16 protein-coding genes are annotated in these 16,580 nt (G+C 58.0%); 11 read left to right on the top strand and 5 right to left on the bottom strand.

The window, feature by feature from the left end; genetic code table 11:
* Positions 1 to 203: 203 nt before the first annotated feature.
* From ACFKSJ_RS08405 to mobB, 6 genes are all read left to right on the top strand, one after another.
* A complete protein-coding gene (locus ACFKSJ_RS08405) occupies positions 204 to 593 on the top strand; it encodes a molybdopterin dinucleotide binding domain-containing protein (RefSeq protein ID WP_440949352.1) in 390 nt (129 codons plus the stop codon).
* Positions 593 to 1,957: a formylmethanofuran dehydrogenase subunit B gene (locus ACFKSJ_RS08410; RefSeq protein ID WP_440949353.1), complete on the top strand. Its 1,365-nt coding sequence runs from the start codon at positions 593 to 595 to the stop codon at positions 1,955 to 1,957. The genes ACFKSJ_RS08405 and ACFKSJ_RS08410 overlap by 1 nt, the downstream gene beginning before the upstream one ends.
* Before the next feature lie 10 nt (positions 1,958 to 1,967).
* Positions 1,968 to 3,677, top strand: a complete 1,710-nt coding sequence (locus ACFKSJ_RS08415) for a formylmethanofuran dehydrogenase subunit A (protein WP_440949354.1) — start codon at positions 1,968 to 1,970, stop codon at positions 3,675 to 3,677.
* Between the two features lie 12 nt (positions 3,678 to 3,689).
* A complete protein-coding gene (locus tag ACFKSJ_RS08420; RefSeq protein WP_440949355.1) occupies positions 3,690 to 4,613 on the top strand; it encodes a formylmethanofuran dehydrogenase subunit C in 924 nt (307 codons plus the stop codon).
* A 15-nt stretch (positions 4,614 to 4,628) separates the two neighbouring features.
* The gene (locus ACFKSJ_RS08425; RefSeq protein ID WP_440949356.1) at positions 4,629 to 5,408 is read left to right on the top strand and encodes a SagB/ThcOx family dehydrogenase; all 780 of its coding nucleotides are present in this window, start codon (positions 4,629 to 4,631) and stop codon (positions 5,406 to 5,408) included.
* A gap of 67 nt (positions 5,409 to 5,475) precedes the next feature.
* Complete coding sequence (gene mobB, locus ACFKSJ_RS08430; protein ID WP_440949357.1) at positions 5,476 to 6,177, top strand: molybdopterin-guanine dinucleotide biosynthesis protein B; 702 nt, start codon at positions 5,476 to 5,478, stop codon at positions 6,175 to 6,177.
* 60 nt (positions 6,178 to 6,237) lie between these two features.
* Here the strand turns inward: mobB and ACFKSJ_RS08435 are convergent, their stop codons facing one another.
* Complete coding sequence (locus ACFKSJ_RS08435; protein WP_440949358.1) at positions 6,238 to 6,873, bottom strand: FmdE family protein; 636 nt, start codon at positions 6,871 to 6,873, stop codon at positions 6,238 to 6,240.
* 329 nt (positions 6,874 to 7,202) lie between these two features.
* On the opposite strand from ACFKSJ_RS08435, the gene fdhF reads away from it, so the two are divergent.
* Both fdhF and ACFKSJ_RS08445 read left to right on the top strand, forming a co-directional pair.
* A complete protein-coding gene (gene fdhF / locus ACFKSJ_RS08440; RefSeq protein ID WP_440949359.1) occupies positions 7,203 to 9,272 on the top strand; it encodes a formate dehydrogenase subunit alpha in 2,070 nt (689 codons plus the stop codon).
* A complete protein-coding gene (locus ACFKSJ_RS08445) occupies positions 9,272 to 10,546 on the top strand; it encodes a Coenzyme F420 hydrogenase/dehydrogenase, beta subunit C-terminal domain (protein ID WP_440949360.1) in 1,275 nt (424 codons plus the stop codon). The genes fdhF and ACFKSJ_RS08445 overlap by 1 nt, the downstream gene beginning before the upstream one ends.
* 784 nt (positions 10,547 to 11,330) lie before the next feature.
* Here the strand turns inward: ACFKSJ_RS08445 and ACFKSJ_RS08450 are convergent.
* Positions 11,331 to 11,777 carry a YbhB/YbcL family Raf kinase inhibitor-like protein gene (locus tag ACFKSJ_RS08450; RefSeq protein ID WP_440949361.1) on the bottom strand — a complete coding sequence of 149 codons (447 nt, stop codon included), beginning with the start codon at positions 11,775 to 11,777 and terminating at the stop codon, positions 11,331 to 11,333.
* Between the two features lie 126 nt (positions 11,778 to 11,903).
* Here ACFKSJ_RS08450 and ACFKSJ_RS08455 point away from each other — a divergent pair, with 126 nt between their 5' ends.
* From ACFKSJ_RS08455 to ACFKSJ_RS08465, 3 genes are all read left to right on the top strand, one after another.
* The gene (locus ACFKSJ_RS08455) at positions 11,904 to 12,539 is read left to right on the top strand and encodes a DUF2284 domain-containing protein (protein ID WP_440949362.1); all 636 of its coding nucleotides are present in this window, start codon (positions 11,904 to 11,906) and stop codon (positions 12,537 to 12,539) included.
* 111 nt (positions 12,540 to 12,650) lie between these two features.
* Entirely contained in the window at positions 12,651 to 13,115 is a 465-nt protein-coding gene (locus tag ACFKSJ_RS08460) for a HEAT repeat domain-containing protein (RefSeq protein ID WP_440949363.1), read from the top strand.
* Positions 13,116 to 13,136: 21 nt separating this feature from the next.
* A complete protein-coding gene (locus ACFKSJ_RS08465) occupies positions 13,137 to 13,601 on the top strand; it encodes a HEAT repeat domain-containing protein (protein WP_440949364.1) in 465 nt (154 codons plus the stop codon).
* Positions 13,602 to 13,655: 54 nt separating this feature from the next.
* Here ACFKSJ_RS08465 and ACFKSJ_RS08470 read toward each other — a convergent pair whose 3' ends face one another.
* From ACFKSJ_RS08470 to ACFKSJ_RS08480, 3 genes are read right to left on the bottom strand one after another with little or no spacing between them, the layout of a single operon-like run.
* Entirely contained in the window at positions 13,656 to 14,936 is a 1,281-nt protein-coding gene (locus tag ACFKSJ_RS08470; protein WP_440949365.1) for a hypothetical protein, read from the bottom strand.
* A 39-nt stretch (positions 14,937 to 14,975) separates the two neighbouring features.
* A complete protein-coding gene (locus tag ACFKSJ_RS08475) occupies positions 14,976 to 16,103 on the bottom strand; it encodes an isocitrate/isopropylmalate dehydrogenase family protein (protein WP_440949366.1) in 1,128 nt (375 codons plus the stop codon).
* Entirely contained in the window at positions 16,082 to 16,579 is a 498-nt protein-coding gene (locus tag ACFKSJ_RS08480; RefSeq protein WP_440949367.1) for a 3-isopropylmalate dehydratase small subunit, read from the bottom strand. The genes ACFKSJ_RS08475 and ACFKSJ_RS08480 overlap by 22 nt, the downstream gene beginning before the upstream one ends.
* Position 16,580 lies beyond the last annotated feature (1 nt).

Raw genomic sequence — 16,580 nt, forward strand, 5'->3', positions numbered from 1 at the left:
TAATAGAATCATTAAATTAAATTAATTTAGGTTTTTATGAGCAGGTATTCGCAAACATTTCAAACGTACACGAACGTACGCAGAATTCCGTTTAACCATCCGGTGTGAAGAGTTGTCCCTGCCACGGTTTTACCCATCCGGGACGCGATCGTTCTAAAAAAATTCTCAAATGGTGAAGTATGGGGAAAAAAATTCAAGTAAATATGATAACCCAACGGGCTGTTGAGGAAGGTATAGCGATGGAGAAGGGGAAGACATCCCCAGAATACTACGAGGTATGCTCTATCGTCGAGATGAACATCGAGGATATCAAGAGACTCGACATTATGAGGAACACCAATGTGCGTGTGACCAGCGAGTCAGGAGATGTCATCGTGAAAGCGGTGGAAGCAGGCCAGTACTGTCCACCAGGGCTTGCACATATCCGCCAGGGGGTGTGGGCCAACCAAGTCGTCCCCCCGCGGACCCAGTCAACCGGCGTTCCGCAGTACAGCGGATTCCCGGTGACGATCGAACCTGCTCCAGAGGAGCGGGTGAAAGGAGCCCTCGAACTGGTTCAGGGTGCCGTAGGATTATGGAAAGGTGAGAACTGATGCCCAAAGTGATAAAGAATGTCGGATGTCCGTACTGCGGTTCATCCTGTGATGACCTGGAGATCACGGTCTCTGATGACGGAAAACAGATCCTCGATGTGGCCAACGCCTGTGCGATAGGAAACGAGATCTTCCACCATGCTACAAAGCCTGGGCGGATCAAACTCCCCCGGCTCCGACAGCCTGATGGGACCCACAAGGATATCTCATACGAGGAGGCGATCGACCGGGTCGCAAAGATGATGATCGCAGCGAAGAAGCCGTTGATCTACGGCTTCGGATCGACCAACTGCGAGGCTATGAGCGCATGTGCACGACTTGCTGAGAAGACCGGATCGGTCCTGGACAACTGCGCCTCGATCTGTCACGGCCCCTCGTTCCTGGCCATATTCGACAACGGCTACCCGAGTTGCACCCTCGGCGAGGTGAAGAATCGGGCGGACGTGGTCGTCTACTGGGGCTCGAATGCAGCCCATGCACACCCCCGGCACATGTCCCGGTACTCCCTCTTTCCGCGTGGCTTTTTTACCAACAAGGGATACATGGCCCGCAAGTGCATCGTGATCGACCCCCGGTTCACCGACACCGCCAAGGCGGCTGACATCCACCTGATGGTACAGCAGGGGCACGACTACGAACTCTTCGATGCGTTCAGGACCGTCCTCCGCGGTGAGACCATCCCAGAGGTCGTCGCAGGGATCGAGCGCGAAAAGATCCTCGAAGCCGTGGAGATCATGAAGAACGCCCGGTTCGGTGCGGTCTTCTACGGGATGGGGCTCTGCCACTCAGACGGCAGAAACCACAACGTGGACATCGCTATCAGCCTGACCCGGGATCTGAACGAGTTCACCAAGTGGACGATCATGGCCATGCGTGGCCACTACAACATCGCCGGCCCCGGCCAGGTCTGGTCCTGGCAGTTCGGGTTCCCATACTGCATCGACCTGACCAAGGACATCGTCCACATGAACCCTGGCGAGACCAGTTCGATCGATCTTGCGATGCGGGGGGACGTCGACTTCTTCATGAACATCGGCACCGATGCAGGGGCCCACTTCCCAATCCCGGCGGTGAAAGCGCTCCGTAAACATCCGTTTGTCACCATCGACCCGAACATCAACATGGCCAGTGAGATCTCGGACCTCCACATCCCGGTCGCCGTGGTCGGCGTCGAGACCGGCGGGGTCGTCTATCGGATGGACAATGTTCCGATCCAGTTCAAGCAGGTGATCGAGCCGCCGGAAGGGGTGATCACCGATGAGATCCTCTTCGACCGGATCTACAAGCGGGTCTGTGAACTGACCGGCACCACCTCGGACTGGAGTGTAGCCCACAATTCCCCAGAGGGGACCGCAGCAGAATGAGGCGCCTGACATGTCAGAGTTATTGATCAAGAACGGATTTGTCGTCGACCCTGCATCAGGGATCAATGGCGAGCGGAAGGATATCGCCATCAGGGATGGCGTGATCGTCGAGGAGGTCTCCAACCGGGCACGCGTGATCGACGCGACCGGCAAGACCGTGATGTCAGGCGGGGTGGATATCCACTCCCACATCGCCGGCCCGAAGGTGAACGCCGGTCGGACGATGCGCCCTGAGGACAAACTCTTCAAGAGTCATGCACGGCAGGGGTTGAACCGGGTTGAGATGGGATTCTCAATCCCGAGCACCTTCAAGACCGGGTACGACTATGCCCGGATGGGATACGCATTCGTGATGGAGGCCGCGATGCCTCCGCTCCATGCCCCCCATGTCCACGAAGAGATTCATGACACCCCGATCATCGACGAGGCAGCACTGCCGGTCTTTGGGAACAACTGGTTCGTCCTCGAGTATCTGAAGAACCATCAGATTGAGAACACGGCTGCATACATCGCCTGGATCCTCCAGCAGACCAGGGGGTACGGAGTCAAGGTTGTCAACCCCGGCGGCAGCGAAGCCTGGGGATGGGGCCTGAACTGTCTCCGGATGAACGATCCGGTCCCCTACTTCGACATCACCCCGGCAGAGATCGTGAAGGGGCTGATCGAGGCGAACGAGTACCTTGGACTCCCGCACTCGGTTCACCTCCACACCAACAACCTCGGAAACCCGGGCAACTATACGACCACCATCGAGTCCCTGAAGCTCGCCGAGGGGATGAAGACTGAGAACACGTTCAAGCGCGAGCAGGTGCTGCACCACACGCACGTCCAGTTCCATGCCTACGGCGGGGACAGCTGGCTGAACTTTGAGTCCAAGGCCAGAGAGGTCATGGACTATGTGAACAGTGCAAAGGGCCTGACGATCGACCTCGGGTGTGTGACCCTCGATGAGACGACGACGATGACCGCCGACGGACCGTTCGAGCACCACCTGACAGAACTGAACCACCTGAAATGGACGAACGTCGATGTCGAGCTCGAGACCGCAGCAGGGATTGTGCCGTACATCTACAGCCCGAACATCAAAATATGTGGTATCCAGTGGGCCATCGGCCTTGAACTGGCACTCTACGCCAAGGACATGTCCAGGACCTTCATCACCACCGACCACCCGAACGCAGGACCATTCATCAGGTACCCGCGGATCATCAAGTGGCTGATGAGTGAAAAGGCGCGGAAAGAGCAGATCGATGCCTTTAAATACAGCCAGAAAGTGGTCGATGCGACGAACCTCGCATCCATGGACCGCGAGCTGTCGCTGTACGAGATCGCAGAGATGACCAGGTCCGGCCCGGCCCGTGCACTCGGTCTCTACGACATGTATGGTGGACTGCTGCCTGGAATGGACGGCAACGTCGCCATCTACAACCTCAACCCGAACGACATGCCAGAGGATCCTGAAAAGATCGAACAAGCCTTCTCGATGGCAGATCACTTCATCAAGTCAGGTGTGGTCATCCTGGAGAACGGGATGGTTATCGATCAGGGTCACAAGCGAACCCTCTGGGTGAATGCGAAGACACCGCTGCCCAGACAGGTGCTCCGCGACATAGAGGAGAAATTCTTAAAGAACTACACGGTCAGCCTGGAGAACTACGCGGTCAAGGACTATCTGATTCCAAACCCGCATGTGATCGAGGTCGAGAGCCACGCTGCGTGAGGTGAAATGGGGATGAAGACAGTAACACTGACATTGAGGGAAGAGCCGGAGCTCTTCCTTGACGCATATATGATAACCCCCGACAATTTCGCGGGCAAGTCGTTAGAGAGCATCGGAGCCCTAGAGATCTACGAGGGGAAGCAGAAGACCACACTCGGCGACTACTTTGAGATCGCCGGAGAGGCCGGCGCCACCGCGGCAGAGACAAGGATCGTCGTGACCAGCAACCCCCGGAAGGTCAAGCGGATCGGTCAGAAGATGACCGCCGGTGAGATCATCATCGAGGGGAACGCCGACATGTATACCGGCGGCTGGATGCAGGGCGGCCTGATCCATGTCAAGGGAAACGTCGACGCCTTCTCAGGGATGGCCATGGAGGGCGGAGAACTGCGGGTCGACGGAGATGCCGGCAATTACCTCGGGGCTGCCTACCGCGGCGACTGGCGTGGGATGAAGGGCGGACTCATCAGGGTAAAGGGGAACACTGGAAACGATACCGGCACTGCCATCAACGGCGGGACGATCATCGTTGAGGGGAACGCATTCATCCATGTCTCCACCCATGGCAATGGTGGAACCGTAATCATCAAGGGAGATGTCGAGGCTCGCGTCGGGGGACAGATGACCAAAGGGGACATCTATGTCCTCGGCTCCATTAAATACATGCTCCCGGGCTACAAACTGCTTGAGGGTGGCGTACAGAAGGAGGTCGATGGGGAGACCCTGATCTTCGATCACTACGTCGGCGACCTCGGCGAGCACCACAAGAAGGTGAAGGGGGAGATGGTCTACGGACATCTCTATGTCAAGACTGCTGAACCGGCAGATCTCGCCGCCGCCAGGGAAGAGCGTATCCAGGCCTCCCAGGAGCAGAAGAGAGCGAAGCGGAAGGCTATCGCCTCTGCTGAGATCGCTCGGGCATCGAACAGAGCGTGAGAAGAGGAAAAGGGCATGACCAGAGAGAGCAGAGAGGGCGAGCAGGTGGACGACTGTGGCCTGGTATTCCGGGAGATGACAGCATATCCCTCCTCGTTCCGTCCGGACCAGATTAAAGGGATCCCCAGGCCACCGCTGGAACTCCCGCCGAATCCGGGATCGACACCGATCCCTCTTCCACGGCCCGAAGAGATCCAGATCGAACCGATGGATCTGCGGGTTGCGATCGAGAAGAGGAGGAGTGTGCGAAGGTTCGATGACGAAGAACCGCTCTCGTTGGAGGAGCTCGCCTACCTTCTCTGGTGCACGCAGGGGGTGCAGGAGGTGGTTCTCGAACAATATATATTACGGACCGTCCCCTCGGCAGGTGCCGCCCATCCGCTCGAGACCTACCTGCTTGTCATCCATGTCGAGGGGCTCACACCAGGGATCTACCGGTACCTGTCCCTCGATCATGCGCTCCAGTTGGTCAACTCCCACCCTGAGATCGCACTCGCAGTCACCGAGGGGTGCATGGAGCAGCAGATGGTGCTGAGGAGCGCCGTGACATTCCTCTGGACCGCTGTTCCGTACAGGACCACATGGCGGTACGGTCCCCGGGGGTACCGGGATATCTACATCGATGCAGGCCATGTCTGTCAGAACCTCTACCTTGCTGCCGGTTCGATCGACTGCGGGGTCTGCGCCATCGAGTCGTTTCGGGATGATTATATGAACCGTCTCCTCGGCCTCGACGGAAAGACCCAGTTCCTAATCTACTGTGCGGCTGTCGGGAAGATCCAGCAGGGGCTCTGAACGGCGGATCCATTTTTTGAGGAGGATTATTGCCCTCCAGCCCTAAGTACTGACCAGAGGGAGAGAAATGAGGATCATCCAGGTTATCGGCAGATCGAACTCAGGCAAGACCACGTTCAACCGGACACTCTGCACCGCACTTCATGAGAGGGGAGCGGTCGCGGCACTCAAGCACCTCGGCCACCATACCTTCAGACTCGAGGAGGGGAAGGACAGCACGGTGCTCTTTGAGACCGGGGTAAAGATGGCGGTCGGGGTGGACGACGAGAAGTCGGTGATGATCACCAGGGAGACGGCACTCCCGGTGCTGATCAGGCAGCTCGCCGACCAGGGGATCGACTACCTGGTGATCGAGGGGTTCAAGACCTTCTCATTCCCTGCCGTGGTGATCGGCGAACTGGAGAGCGACCACTGTCTGCTTCGGAATCCAACCCTCGAGGAGGTGATCGCTGCGCTGCCCGCGTTCCCTGACCTGTACACGATCGGTAGACTGATCGGCGAAGGGGGAACTGGGCCGGCTTCCGGGCTGGTCTGGATCCCCTCATCCGAACCGGATGCCATTGGGACTGCCCTGATACGGGATCGTAAAGAACTGGTCCAGAGAGCCCTCGAGCCACTGATGGGAAAAGGGATCAGCTTCCGCTACCAACAACCGATCGGAGGGGTCGTCCCGGAACAGGTTCTGATCGCCATCATTGGAGCGGCAGACAGTGCCTCCGCATGCCGGCTCCTGCTGCAGGCGACAGAGATACTGGACCGGGCCTGGTGACCGGGTCAATTTTTTCAATAAAAAAAGGATCTGATCGGTCTTTTCCAGGCAACCGGGGAATCACTCCAGCTCGTAATACTTCTCTGCACTGCACGCGGCGCAGACGTCCCCTGTCATAAAGGTGGACGGAACCATCTGTCCGCAGGATTCACAGATCTTCGTCGACCACCATTCCTTCTTATGGACCGGTATCCTGACCCTTTCACAGGAGAGGATCTGCTGGCCGGCGGTCAGGATATCTTCAAAGAGGCGATCCCCCATCGTCTTCTTGTCAAAGCAGGCGTCATGGGTGAACCAGGCCAGCAGCGTCGGCCAGGCCTTCAGTTTCTCCTGGTCGACGTAGACCCTGATCCCCTGCGCGAAAGCCTCATCGGACCCCCGATTGACGGTGAACGCGAACCGCCCGGCCCGTATGATCCGCAGCCTGTTGTTGCCGCAGGTGCAGTGAAGGATCACCTGGAGGGAGTCGGGCAAACACTTGGGAGTCTCACAGACCGCGTAGACCTTCTCTCCCGGCTGGACCTGGAGCACATTACGGGCATACTCGACCATGTAGACGCCGATGATCAGCCCTGGTGCCGGATAGGTATGGAACGCACCACACTGTGCCATCTCCTCTCTCAACCTGGCCGGAACGTCCAGCCGCTCTGCAAGGGACAGAAAGTGGTCAAAGTTTCTCTCGCCAGTATGCGACATATACAGGTATTGGACGATCACGCAATTTCATCTTTTCTGTACGGATCGAACCCCGCCCCCTGAGTTAAAAATATTAAGTTTACATAAAAACCAGGTCCAGAACCTTAGATCGGGGGTATCGATAAATAATCGATCAATTTGACCCCTAAAATGCGCGTCACATTATTTTTTCATATTTTTGTATAATTTAGGTGGGTTTTGTATTAAGTTGGTACAATAATTTTGATTAACTGTACCCGGCAAGGCTAAATAATTCAGAAAAAAATTTTGATTTATAATCTCAAAAACTGCCTGATTAAACTCAAAAAATTGTAAGGGAACGATGTTACATGAACACGACTGAATCAGAGACACTGAAATATGTAACCACCACCTGCCCATACTGTGGCGTTGGCTGTGGACTCAACCTCGTCGTCAAGGACGAAAAGGTAGTAGGCGTGGAGCCCTACAAGCGGACTCCAGTGAATCAGGGCAAGCTCTGTCCAAAGGGTGCGACCTGTTGGGAGCATGTCCACAGCCCGGACCGGCTCACCACCCCGCTGATCAAGAAGGATGGAAAGTTCGTCGAAGCCTCATGGGATGAGGCGCTGGACCTGGTCGCGAGCAAATTTAAAGAGACCTCAGATAAGTACGGACCCCATGCATTCGGGTTCCAGGTCTCATGCCGTACCCCCAACGAGGAGTGCTACCTGCTCCAGAAGATTGCCAGGATGGCCTTCAAGACCAACAACGTCGACAACTGCGCGAGGATCTGCCATGGTCCGTCAGTCGCAGGGCTTTCCCTCTCGTTCGGTTCAGGAGCAGCCACCAACTCATTCGTCGATCTGCTCAACACCGACCTGATCTTCATGATGGGGTCGAACGCAGTCGAAGCACATCCTCTTGCAGCACGCAGGATCGTCCAGGCCCACCAGAAGGGTGCCAAGCTGATCGTCTGTGACCCCCGGTACACCCCGACAGCCAGACTGGCCGATACCTACCTCCGGTACAACCCGTCCTCGCATATTGCCCTGATCAACTCGATGATGTACTGGATCATCAAGGAAGGCAAGCAGGACACCGCGTTCATCGAGAAGCGGACCAAGGGCTATGAAGACCTGCTGAAGACAGTGCAGAACTACGCCGATGCAGAAGCGATCCACGGAGTCCCCCTCGAGACGGTCAAGAAGATCGCCTTCGAGTATGCCGATGCCAAGAACGCCACGATCATCTACTGCCTCGGGATCACCGAGCAGACCACCGGAACAGACAATGTCCGTTCACTCGGCAATCTCGCCATGCTCTGCGGCAACATCGGCCGCGAGGGTGTCGGAGTCAACCCATTCCGTGGACAGAACAATGTCCAGGGCGCCTGTGATATGGGTGCATACCCAAACGTCTTCTCAGGATACCAGAAGTGCGAAGACCCAGCAGCACGGAAGAAGATGGAAGAGGCCTGGGGGGTCACCGACCTGCCAGACTGGTACGGCACCACCCTGACCGAGCAGATCACCGCCTGCGGCGACCCGATCAAGGCCATGTATATGTTTGCCCTGAACCCGGTCGTCACGTATCCAAACACCAACCACGTGATAGAGTCCTTAAAGAAACTCGATTTCCTGGTGGTTCAGGACATCTTCATGACCGAGACCGCCAAGTACGCCGATGTGATCTTACCTGGAGCGTGCTTCGCCGAGAAGGACGGCACGTTCACCAGCGCAGAACGGCGTGTGAACCGGATCCGCAAGGCGGTATCACCACCTGGCGACGCCAAGGCAGACTGGGAGATCTTCGACATGCTCGCGAAGAAGCTCGGTCTGAAGGGATTCGACTTCAACTCGGCAGAAGAGATCTGGGACGACATGCGGAAGGTCACCCCTTCGATGTACGGAATTTCCTACGAGCGGATGGAGAAGCCGGAGTCTGTGCACTGGCCATGCCCAACGCTTGAACACCCCGGCACCCCGATCCTGCACAAGGAGCGGTTCGGGTCGGCAGACGGACTCGGAACCTTCTTCGGGCTCGAGTACAGGCAGCCGGCAGAGGTTGCTGATGCAGAGTACCCATTCACCCTGATGACCGGCAGACTGATCTTCCACTACCACTCCCGGTCCCAGACTGGACGGGCAGCAGTGCTGGACTACGAAGTTCCAGAAGGTTACGTGCAGATCAACACCGAGGACGCGAAGGAACTCGGGATCGCAAACGGCGAGAAGATCCTCCTCAAGAGCAGGAGAGGCGAAGTGGAGACCCTCGCCAAGGTAACCGACGAAGTGGCCAAGGGCGTGCTCTACATGGCGATGCACTTTGGAAACGCGGCAGCGAACATGCTCACCAACACGGCACTCGACCCGTTATCCAAGATGCCGGAGTTGAAGCACTGCGGTGTTTCGGTTCAGAAGATTAAGGAGGCGAACTGATGGTAGCAAAGGGAGATATGGTCTATGCCTGGACCAACGATTCATGCATTGCAGATAAGGCCGAATGCGGAGGGGCGGTCACCGGCCTCTGGAAGTTCGCGCTTGAGAACAAGATCGTCGACGCGGTCTTCACCGTGAAGAAGGGCGTGGACCTGTACGATGCGGTTCCGACCCTGATCACCGACCCGGCTGACCTCGATAAGACAGCAGGGTCCCTCCACTGCGGTACCCTCCTTCTTCCGAAGCTGATAAAGAAGTACCTGAACGGTGCGAAGGACAAGAAGATCGGGGTCACCGTGAAGGGCTGTGACGCCATGGCCATGTACGAACTGGCCAAGCGGAACCAGATCAACCTGGACAACATCCTGATGATCGGGGTGAACTGTGGTGGTTCAGTCAATCCGGGGATCGCCCGCGAGATGATCGAGAAGAAATACGGCGTCGACCCGAACGATGTCCTCAAAGAGGAGATCGACAAGGGCCAATTCATCATCGTGACCAAGGAAGGTCACAAGGGGATCACCGTCGATGAACTCGAGGAGGAGGGCTATGGCCGCAGGACCAACTGCCGGCGGTGCAAAGCGAAGATCCCACGCCAGGCCGACCTCGCCGCAGGAAACTGGGGCGTCATCGGGGATAAGGCAGGCAAGGCCACTTTCGTCGAAGTCTGCAGCGAGAAGGGTGCGAACCTGCTCAATGCGGCCCAGAAGGCCGGTGTTCTGAACGTCGAGACAGCAGACCCGAAGGGGATCGCGATCCGCGGCAAGGTGGAGAACGCCATGCTGAAGCTCGGCGACAAGTGGCGGGCCAAGGACTTCGGTACACTCGGTACAGGGAAGGAGCGGCTCGATACGATCCTGAAGGAGACGTCACGCTGCATCAAGTGTTACCAGTGTATCGACCAGTGCCCGATCTGCTACTGTGTGGAGTGCTCTACCAAGAACCCGGCACTGGTTCCGCCAGGGGAACTGCCGGTGCCGTTCATGTTCCACCTGATCCGGTTCGCCCATATCGCAGATTCATGTGTGAACTGCGGCCAGTGCGAGGAGATCTGCCCCATGGAGATACCAAACACCCTCTTCATGCATGCCCAGCAGGTCGAACTCGAGGACCTCTTCGCCTACAAGCCGGGTGTGGATATGTCCCTGCCTCTCCTCGCCCTCGTCGATGAGAAGAGCGAACGGACTCGGCTCGGTACAACCGGGAGCGACCAGATCTATATGAACGTCTTCACCCCGGCAGAGAAGATGTGGCCCCAGACCGGTGGCAAGTAACTGTACCAGAGACATGCACCATAGAGAACTGAACGTCCTCCCTCTATTAGAAAGGTGAATCCAACCCTTTTTTTGGTACGACGATCCGCGAACAGATGACGAATGACCTGCTCAGGTAGATCTCGTCCTCCCTTTTTTACACAGGTGTTCCCCGCAGACCATGCTTTTTTTCATAGAGTTGAAACGGCGGCGATCAGGTGATGGTCTTTTGAAGAAGAGAGCGGTTCGCTCGTTCGGACACTTTAAGAACAGTTCTGCTCCCCATCAAGGGGACACAATCTGATGCTGCACTCAACCAGAAAGATTTGAGAAGAGGATGCGCTGTGGTTGAAGAGAGATTGATGGAAGATCAACCCCTCTCTCAGTGACAAAACCAATAACCTGATACAAGTATCATACATTCATCGCACGCAGCGACAAGGGTACGTATCTCTTTTCCGGTGGCCGGTGTCTATCTGAACTGTGCCCTCCCCACGGGGAAGAGCCCGACAGAACCCATGGGATCTGTGCTGTCAGAGAGCCATATACCGGGAGCCTGTCAGAACTGCCTCTCCCCACAGAGTGCAGCCTGAAAGAAATCTTCCGGGGATGACCAACCACCATATACTATGTTTGATTCTACTATGATTAATCAGCAAGTTAACTAAATCTGAAAAACCAGCGGCCAGTCTGAATGGATAAACTGCAGCGTCAGGGACCCGGGAATTCTCCCGGAGATCGATACCGGCGTGGTGAAGAAGGAACATGGTGACAGGGTCACCATGGGGGATAAGCACCACAGTAATCATCCTCCCCGCCGGTAGGTCCCCATCAGGTGTCCCTCAGCAAGGATGTGTCCCTCCATGGCAGACCGAAGGTGTCCGGCTGTCGCGCTGCCCCGAATGCTCACTTCCCGGTCCAGCGCAAAGACCCGGAAGAAGTAGCGGTGCCGCTGCCCCTTCGGCGGGCAGGGACCTGAATACGAGGAACGGCCGAAACTGTTCACCCCCTGCCCTGACCCGTCAGGGAAGAGCGCTCCCTTGGGGACACCGGTCAGGAGGCCCGCGGTCTCCCCGGGGAGGTTGAAGAGCACCCAGTGGATGAAGACCCCGCCCGGTGCGTCCGGGTCCTCGGCGATCACGGCGATGCTGACGGTTCCGGGAGGCGTGCCGGTCCACGCCAGTTCTGGGGAGAGATCCTCTCCGTCGCAGGTATAGACCGTCGGGATCATCGCCCCTTCCTTAAATGCCATGGATGTTAAGGTCAGTGTTTGCATAACAGTACCTCTGCTGAAAGGAGAAATTCTATTTAAATTTAGTGGTCACAGGGGGCAATGGTTTATCATCTCCATCTGCCACCTGAGCGATGGTGAAGCGGGATGAACTATCGAAGAGAGATCGAAGCACTGGCGAAGGTCGCAGCCGGCGAGGGGGCGGTTGCAGCAGAGATCAGGGCAAGGGACGTGGTGGTCGCCGAGTGGGTCAGGTTCAGATGCCGGTACGGGTGCAAAGGGTACGGCAAGCACCTCTCCTGCCCGCCCTATGCCCCGGACCCGGAGAAGACGCAGAGGATGGTCGACGGCTACTCGGTGGGGCTGCTCCTCCGGTTCGACGGGGTGCCGGGGCATCCGACGATCGGGCCGGATGACATTCCAGATGACTTTCATCAGTTCTATGCAGACCTGATCCGATGGGTGAACACCACGGTCTGGACGATCGAGAAGACCGCGTACTATGACGGGTTCTACAAGGCCTTCGGGTTCGGGGCGTACCCATGCAGTTACTGCGAGACCTGCGTGGCAGAGGAGCAGGCCGGGCCTGTCGACGAGAGTCTGCGGAGGTCCTGCAGGCACATGGACCGGGTCAGGCCGAGCATGGAGGCCGCCGGCATGGACGTCTTTGCGACGGCGGCGGCGGTTGGCTGGCACCTCCATACGATCCCGTCCCGGAATCTCGAGTATGGGAAGATCCTGCATGGAAACCTCCAGTCGGTCGGGCTGGTGCTGATCGAGTGAGGTCGCCCCCGGGTGTTGCCATGCAACGTCGTGCCGCAACGTGGCGCTGCAAATCTTGATTATTCCTCCAATGAGAAGAGGGGATTGCCACAAGGCACGAGGTGAAGAGAGATGGAGAGGAGTGGAGGATTGGAACAGACCCTGAACCAATTGATGACAGGGAGCACGTTTGAGATGCTGAACGCAGCATCAGCGATCAAAGTCCACGGGGACGCGGCGGTGGAACGGCTGATCCCGGCCCTGCAGGGCGGAGACCGGGAGACCCGATGGAAGGCGGCCGTAGCTCTCGAAGAGGTGGGCATGCCGGCGATCCAACCCCTGGTCACTATCATCAGGCAGGGGTCGCATGAGGCGAAGGTGCCGGCCATCTGGGCACTTGAGAAGATCCACGACCCCAGCGTGGTGGCACCGCTGATCGAAGAACTCAGGGACGATGACGAATGCTGCAGGTGGATGGCAGAGGCCGCCCTGAAGGAGATCGGAGATCCTGAAGGGGTCAGGGCAGCAGAGGACCAGCTGGCCGGTGAATCAAAGGAGGCGCAGGGTTTCGTCGAAGAACTGATCGAGGGATCCTGAGGAGAGAGACGGGGTGAAGAGATGGGGAGCGCTGAAGGACTGGACCGGACCCTGAACCAGGTGATGACAGGGAACACGCTTGAGATGCTGGAAGCGGCATCGGCGATGAAAGCATTCGGAGATGCAGCGGTGGAACGACTGATCCCTGCCCTGCTGGACGGGGATCGAGAGAGCCGGTGGAAGGCGGCCGTCGCCCTTGGGGAGGTGGGTACACCTGCAGTCGAGCCACTGATCGCCATCATCTCACAGGGGAAGGGTGATGCGAAGATGCCGGCTATCTGGGCACTGCAGAAGATAGGGGATCCCCGTGCAGTGGAACCGCTGGTTGAGGCCCTCTGCGATGATTATGAATCCTGCAGATGGATGGCGGCGGCAGCGTTACAGCAGATCGGGGATCTGAAGGCGATCAACGCGGTGAACGCTGCGCTCGTCAATGAATCGGATGACGTGCGTGGTTTCGTCGAAGAACTGATCGAGGGATCCTGATGGATCCTAAAGAGATCTAAAAGGTTCTGAAGAGATCCTGAATTCTCTTTTTTATCAGCGGACCGGGGGGACTTTCTCACGGGGAGCTTGCCGGACCGACGCCCGGGCCGGGGATCTTCTGCCCGGCGCCTTGACTCCCGGTTTGGCCGGAGATTTTACCGGAGGTTTGACCTGAGGTTTCTCCCCGCTCTGACCGATGAAGGCCTCGACGATCTCCCCGGCGAGCTGGGCCCCGAGAGTCGGCTGGATCGACTCCAGCCAGAGGAAAAATCCCGCCATATGCGGGGTCCGAATACTTTCGAACCGGAACCCGCCAGTCTTGTCAGGGATCATCTTCAGGTACTCGCGCCGCTGCCGGGTCCGAAAGTACAGGATCGGGGAGAGCTCCGGCAGGTCCACGGCCAGGACCACCTTGGAGAACTTGCCGGCGAGCTCTGAACAGATCATCTCCTTCCCCTTGATGCTGAGCGGGTAGGATTTGCAGAGCGCTCGTGCTGCCGACGGGTACAGCCCGCCGAAGAGGACCTTCTTGACAATCTGAGGCAGGTCGTCCGGAGCAGTATAGGCATCCTGAGGGGCGTGTACCTGGACCAGTTCCAGCACCCGCTGCCGCCGCTCGTCATGAAGCATCTTGTAGTCGAACGGTCGCTTCACGGGGATCTGGTCCGCCCGGAAGAGCTTGGTGCTGGCCGGCGCCTTCCGCGGGGCCTGCTTGGCCACAGGCCGCTTCTCGAAGAGGGCCTTGATCGATTCGCAGGAGTCGGTGCAGATCACCACGTTGTCCGGCTCTTTACAGAGCCTCTTGATGATCGGATGGTTGGAGACGTCCACCGACGAGACGAGGAGGAACGGGACCGAGGCCTGACCGTAGATATACCCGATCAACCGCTTCTTGAACTTGATCTCGACCTCGAAATCCTTCATATCGGTCGGGGAGGTGACGATCTCCCCGAACGCGATCTGGTTGTTCTGGTCGAGGAAGAGGAGATCGAACTCGGCCAGGTCCTGCCCGTTTCCCCTGATCTTGATGTCTCCAATGTTTGAGTAGAAGAGCCCGTTCTGCCCAAGCCGGACATTCGACCTGACCGGTGGGGCATCAGCCCCTTTTCGGGCGATGCCGCTGATCAGAGGCGTCTGCTCGGCGAGGTGGAGCATCGTCTCATAGATCACCGCCTCGTACCACCGCCCCTCGGCGGTCCGCATCGACGGGATGTCCTGCGAGAAGAGCTTCTTCCGCTCGGCTTTGCGCATATGGACGGTCGCGTCCATCACCATGGCCGGGGTCAGCGGGCATGTCGCGAAGTGGGCGGCAAGCCAGTTCACCATCTCAGACATGGCACCTTCTGCTGCGCAGGGAGAGAGAAGAGGGGGGGATCACAGTCCCCCGTCCCTGACCAGGGCGGCGATATGATCGCCGACACCGCTGGTGCCGGTCGAGCCGCCCATATCCTTTGTCACCACACCATCGGTGATCGAGGTGGCGATTGCACTGACAACGGCCGCTGCGGCCTCCTGCTCACCGAGGTGATCGAGGAGGAGCGAGCCAGCCCAGATGGTGGCGATCGGGTTCGCACGGTTCTGACCCTTATATTTGGGGGCAGATCCATGGATCGGCTCGAACATCGAGGTGCCGGCCGGGTTGATGTTGCCGCCGGGGGCCAGGCCGAGCCCGCCCTGGATCATCGCCCCGAGGTCGGTGATGATGTCCCCAAACATGTTTGGGGTGACGACCACGTCGAACCATTCAGGGTTCTTGACGAACCACATCGTGACTGCGTCGACGAACATGAACTCAGTCGCGACCGACGGATGATCGGCACCGACAGAGGTGAAGACCTCCCTCCAGAGTCCGTAGACATCAGAGAGGACGTTCGCCTTGTCCACCGACGCGAGCTTCTTATTCCGCCGCTCGGCCATATCAAAGGCGTATGAGATCACCCGACGGGATCCCTGCGTGGAGACGACTCCGACCTGGTAGGCGATCTCGTCGGCGTCCGACTCGATATCCAGCCCGAACTTCACATTGTACAGTTCCCTGGCCAGAACCAGTTCCTGCCTGGAGACTCCTGGCCCTTTCACCCGGCCGCCGAGGCCGACATAGAAGTCCTCGGTGTTCTCCCTGACCACGACAAAGTCGATATCCTCCGGTCCTTTCCCTGCCAGCGGGGTCGAGACCCCAGGGAGGAGTTTGATCGGCCTGAGGTTGACGTACTGGTCGAAGTAGAACCTGAGTGCGAGCAGGATCCCCTTCTCAAGCACCCCGGGCTGGACCCGCGGGTCCCCGATCGAGCCAAAGTAGATGGCCTTGTGCGTACCGATGTCCTTGAGGTCGTCCTCGGTCAGCAGCGTGCCGTCGGCCAGGTACCGCTCTGCCCCAAGTTCATACTCATCCCACTGGATATCGAATCCAAACCGCTCTCCTGCGGCATCCAGTACCTTTCTCCCTTCGACGAGGATCTCAGGACCGATCCCGTCCCCGCCTATTGATGCGACTCTGTACATATCTGCACCTCCTTTTGATTCTTCGCATACTCGACCAGCCCGCCGGCATCGACGATCTCCTGCATGAAAGTCGGCACCGGTTCAAGCCCGTACCGCACCCCATCGGCAGTGATCGTGCCGGTCGCCAGGTCGACGTTGACCTGCGCCTTATCCGCAATTTTGGCTGCGTCCGGACAGACCAGCGGCAGCAGCCCGACATTGATCGCGTTCCGGTAGAAGATCCGTGCAAACGTGATGGCGATCACGTACCGAACACCGGCTCCCTTAAGGGCCAGCGGGGCGTGCTCACGCGAGGAACCACAGCCGAAGTTCTTCTCCCCGACCACGATGTCCCCAGGTTTGACCTCCTTCGCAAACTCGTCGCGGGTCCCCTCGAACGCATGCAGAGCGAGTTCTTCGGGTTTATTGATGATCAGAAATCGTCCCGGGATGATCGCGTCGGTGTCGATGTCGTCCCCAAACTTCCATGCCCTCATC

This window comes from Methanosphaerula subterraneus (assembly GCF_052055875.1).
Lineage (GTDB): Archaea > Halobacteriota > Methanomicrobia > Methanomicrobiales > Methanospirillaceae > Methanosphaerula > Methanosphaerula subterraneus.

What these genes read in the sequence shown, in the direction of transcription:
- ACFKSJ_RS08405 (WP_440949352.1), top strand. Translation starts at nt 204, where the DNA reads ATGATAACCCAACGGGCTGTTGAGGAAGGTATAGCGATGGAGAAGGGG.
- ACFKSJ_RS08410 (WP_440949353.1), top strand. Translation starts at nt 593, where the DNA reads ATGCCCAAAGTGATAAAGAATGTCGGATGTCCGTACTGCGGTTCATCC.
- ACFKSJ_RS08415 (WP_440949354.1), top strand. Translation starts at nt 1,968, where the DNA reads ATGTCAGAGTTATTGATCAAGAACGGATTTGTCGTCGACCCTGCATCA.
- ACFKSJ_RS08420 (WP_440949355.1), top strand. Translation starts at nt 3,690, where the DNA reads ATGAAGACAGTAACACTGACATTGAGGGAAGAGCCGGAGCTCTTCCTT.
- ACFKSJ_RS08425 (WP_440949356.1), top strand. Translation starts at nt 4,629, where the DNA reads ATGACCAGAGAGAGCAGAGAGGGCGAGCAGGTGGACGACTGTGGCCTG.
- mobB (WP_440949357.1), top strand. Translation starts at nt 5,476, where the DNA reads ATGAGGATCATCCAGGTTATCGGCAGATCGAACTCAGGCAAGACCACG.
- ACFKSJ_RS08435 (WP_440949358.1), bottom strand. Translation starts at nt 6,873, where the DNA reads ATGTCGCATACTGGCGAGAGAAACTTTGACCACTTTCTGTCCCTTGCA.
- fdhF (WP_440949359.1), top strand. Translation starts at nt 7,203, where the DNA reads ATGAACACGACTGAATCAGAGACACTGAAATATGTAACCACCACCTGC.
- ACFKSJ_RS08445 (WP_440949360.1), top strand. Translation starts at nt 9,272, where the DNA reads ATGGTAGCAAAGGGAGATATGGTCTATGCCTGGACCAACGATTCATGC.
- ACFKSJ_RS08450 (WP_440949361.1), bottom strand. Translation starts at nt 11,777, where the DNA reads ATGGCATTTAAGGAAGGGGCGATGATCCCGACGGTCTATACCTGCGAC.
- ACFKSJ_RS08455 (WP_440949362.1), top strand. Translation starts at nt 11,904, where the DNA reads ATGAACTATCGAAGAGAGATCGAAGCACTGGCGAAGGTCGCAGCCGGC.
- ACFKSJ_RS08460 (WP_440949363.1), top strand. Translation starts at nt 12,651, where the DNA reads ATGGAGAGGAGTGGAGGATTGGAACAGACCCTGAACCAATTGATGACA.
- ACFKSJ_RS08465 (WP_440949364.1), top strand. Translation starts at nt 13,137, where the DNA reads ATGGGGAGCGCTGAAGGACTGGACCGGACCCTGAACCAGGTGATGACA.
- ACFKSJ_RS08470 (WP_440949365.1), bottom strand. Translation starts at nt 14,936, where the DNA reads ATGTCTGAGATGGTGAACTGGCTTGCCGCCCACTTCGCGACATGCCCG.
- ACFKSJ_RS08475 (WP_440949366.1), bottom strand. Translation starts at nt 16,103, where the DNA reads ATGTACAGAGTCGCATCAATAGGCGGGGACGGGATCGGTCCTGAGATC.
- ACFKSJ_RS08480 (WP_440949367.1), bottom strand. Translation starts at nt 16,579, where the DNA reads ATGAGGGCATGGAAGTTTGGGGACGACATCGACACCGACGCGATCATC.